The sequence below is a fragment of the Actinocrinis sp. genome (genome assembly GCF_035946395.1).
Taxonomy (GTDB): Bacteria; Actinomycetota; Actinomycetes; order Streptomycetales; family Catenulisporaceae; genus Actinocrinis.
In genome coordinates, this window is sequence record NZ_DASYZI010000422.1 from 1 (window position 1) to 2,586 (window position 2,586).

At 65.9% G+C, this 2,586-nt stretch carries 2 protein-coding genes and 1 pseudogene; all 3 read left to right on the plus strand.

Features of this window, described 5'->3' with window-relative positions; translation table 11 throughout:
* Positions 1-309 (plus strand): annotated as a pseudogene (locus tag VGS97_RS26620) (argininosuccinate lyase); the annotation flags it as partial.
* Positions 302-928 carry a DNA-3-methyladenine glycosylase gene (locus VGS97_RS26625; RefSeq protein ID WP_326856408.1) on the plus strand — a complete coding sequence of 209 codons (627 nt, stop codon included), beginning with the start codon at positions 302-304 and terminating at the stop codon, positions 926-928. The pseudogene VGS97_RS26620 and the gene VGS97_RS26625, both read left to right, overlap by 8 nt.
* A 66-nt stretch (positions 929-994) precedes the next feature.
* Positions 995-2,257, plus strand: a complete 1,263-nt coding sequence (tyrS, locus tag VGS97_RS26630) for a tyrosine--tRNA ligase (protein ID WP_326856409.1) — start codon at positions 995-997, stop codon at positions 2,255-2,257.
* The last annotated feature ends 329 nt before the right edge of the window (positions 2,258-2,586 follow it).

The window sequence follows — 2,586 nt, forward strand, 5'->3', positions numbered from 1 at the left end:
TTCTCGCTCGCCACCGACGTCGCCGAGTGGCTGGTGAAGCAGCACGTCCCGTTCCGCGAGGCGCACGAGATCGCCGGCGCCGCGGTCCGCTACTGCGAGCAGCGCGACATCGAACTCTCCGACCTCACCGACCAGGATCTGTCCGCCATCGATCCCCGCCTTACCCCCAAGGTCAAGCAGGTGCTCACCGTCGAGGGTTCGCTCGCCTCTCGCGACGGTCGCGGTGGCACCGCACCGGTGCGCGTCCGCGAACAACTGGCCGCGGTCCGTGAATTGCTGGCAACTCAACGTGAGTGGCACGGTGCCTGAGCCGAACGAGCCACTGTCCCGCGACTTCTTCGACCGGCCAGTCTTGGAGGTCGCTCCCGACCTCCTCGGTAGGCTTGTCGTGCACCACACCCCTGACGGAGCCGTAACGGCCCGACTTACCGAGGTCGAGGCGTACGACGGCCCGAACGACCCAGGCTCGCACGCTTTTCGCGGCAGGTCGAAGCGCAACGGCACGATGTTCGGCCCTCCCGGCCATGTGTACGTGTACTTCACCTATGGCATGCACAACTGCATGAACCTCGTCTGCGGCCCGCCCGGCATGCCCACCGGGATCCTCTTGCGCGCTGCGGCGATCGTCGACGGCGTGGACGTCGCCCGCAAACGCCGCCCGTCCGCGAAGCACGACCGTGACTTGGCCCGCGGCCCAGCGCGCCTGGTCGAGTCCCTGGCCGTCACACGCGCCGACGACGGCGCCGACATCTGCGGCACCGGCCCATTGCTGGTCCTCCACGGTGAGCCACCAACCCGGGACCACATACGCACCGGCCCCCGCGTCGGTTTGCGTGACGCCCCCGACTTCCCATGGCGCTTCTGGATCGAGGGCGACGCCACGGTCAGCGCCTACCGCCCCCACGTGCCCAAGCGCAGAACCAGTTAGCGATCTTCATCCGTCATCGGGCACGCTAGTACCCAATATCCGATTCGAACAGGAGACGGACGAACCGTGACCGACATCGTCGACGAACTGAAGTGGCGGGGCCTGCTCGCCCTGTGCACCGACGAAGAGGCCCTGCGCAAGGCCTTCGCGGACGGTCCGGTCACGTTCTACTGCGGCTTCGACCCGACCGCGCCGAGCCTGCACATGGGCAACCTCGTGCAGCTGATCACGATGCGTCGGATCCAGGACGCCGGAAACCTCCCACTCGGCCTGGTCGGCGGTTCCACCGGTCTGATCGGCGATCCCAAGCCGACGGCCGAGCGAACGCTCAACACGAAGGAAACCGTCGCCGAGTGGGTCGAGCGCATCCGCGTCCAGGTCGAGCGAATCCTCGACTTCGACGGTCCGCACGCCGCCCGAATCGTCAACAACCTCGACTGGACCGCCCCACTGTCCGCGATCGACTTTCTGCGTGACGTCGGCAAGCACTTCCGGGTGGGCAAGATGCTGTCGAAGGACGCGGTCAGCGCCCGGTTGAACTCGGAGGCCGGGATCAGCTACACCGAGTTCTCCTACCAGATTCTGCAGGGCCTCGACTTCCTGGAGCTCTACCGGAAGTACGGCTGCACCCTCCAGACCGGTGGCAGCGACCAGTGGGGCAACCTCACCGCGGGTGTCGACCTGATCCACCGCGCCGAGGGCGTTTCCGTGCATGTTCTGGGCACCCCGCTGGTCACGAAGGCGGACGGTACCAAGTTCGGCAAGACCGAGACCGGTACGGTCTGGCTCGACGCCGAGCTGATGTCCCCCTATGCCTTCTACCAGTTCTGGCTCAATGCCGAGGATTCGAAGGTCGAGGAGTACCTCAAGATCTTCACCTTCCGCAGCCGTGACGAAATCGGGGAACTTGCCGCCGCCACCGAGCAGAAGCCGCACCTGCGCCTGGCCCAGCGGGCCCTCGCCGAGGACGTGACGACGCTCGTGCACGGCGCCGACCAGTTCACCAGAGTCGAAGCCGCCAGCCGCGCCCTGTTCGGCCAGGGCGAGCTGACGAGCCTCGACGAGCAGACCCTGAAGGCCGCGCTCGCGCAACTACCCAGCGCCGGCGTCACCGAGCTCAGGCCCTACTTCGAGTTGTTCGCCGACACCGGTATCGTCCCCAGCCGCTCGGCCGCCCGCCGCGCTATCCAGGAGGGCGGTGCCTACGCCAACAACGCCAAGATCGAGGACGTAGACGCGAGCCCCACAGAGGCCGACCTCCTACACGGCCGCTGGCTGCTCCTGCGCCGTGGCCGCCGTACCCTCGGCGCCGTCGAGCTGACGCGCTGACAGACGAAAAAGCCCCAGGCCCGGGGCGTAGACAGTGCCTTGATAAGCCGATTTGACGCCCCCGCGCGCGGGGCCTAGTGTTTACCAAGTCGCCACAAGGGGCAGTCCGGGCAAACCGGACCGATCCGATTGGCGACAGCCGAACAACACTGACGGTGACAGGCCTGGCAGCAGGATCCACGCCGTGCACGGTGTCTGTTTTTTGAGAACTCAACAGTGTGTCGATGAAGTTTGCGATGCCATTTATGTTTTGGATGGTGTGAGTGTCCCGACCCCCGTCGGGATGATTCAGCCAGGTGGTCAATACTGTTCTTTTATGGAGAGTTTGA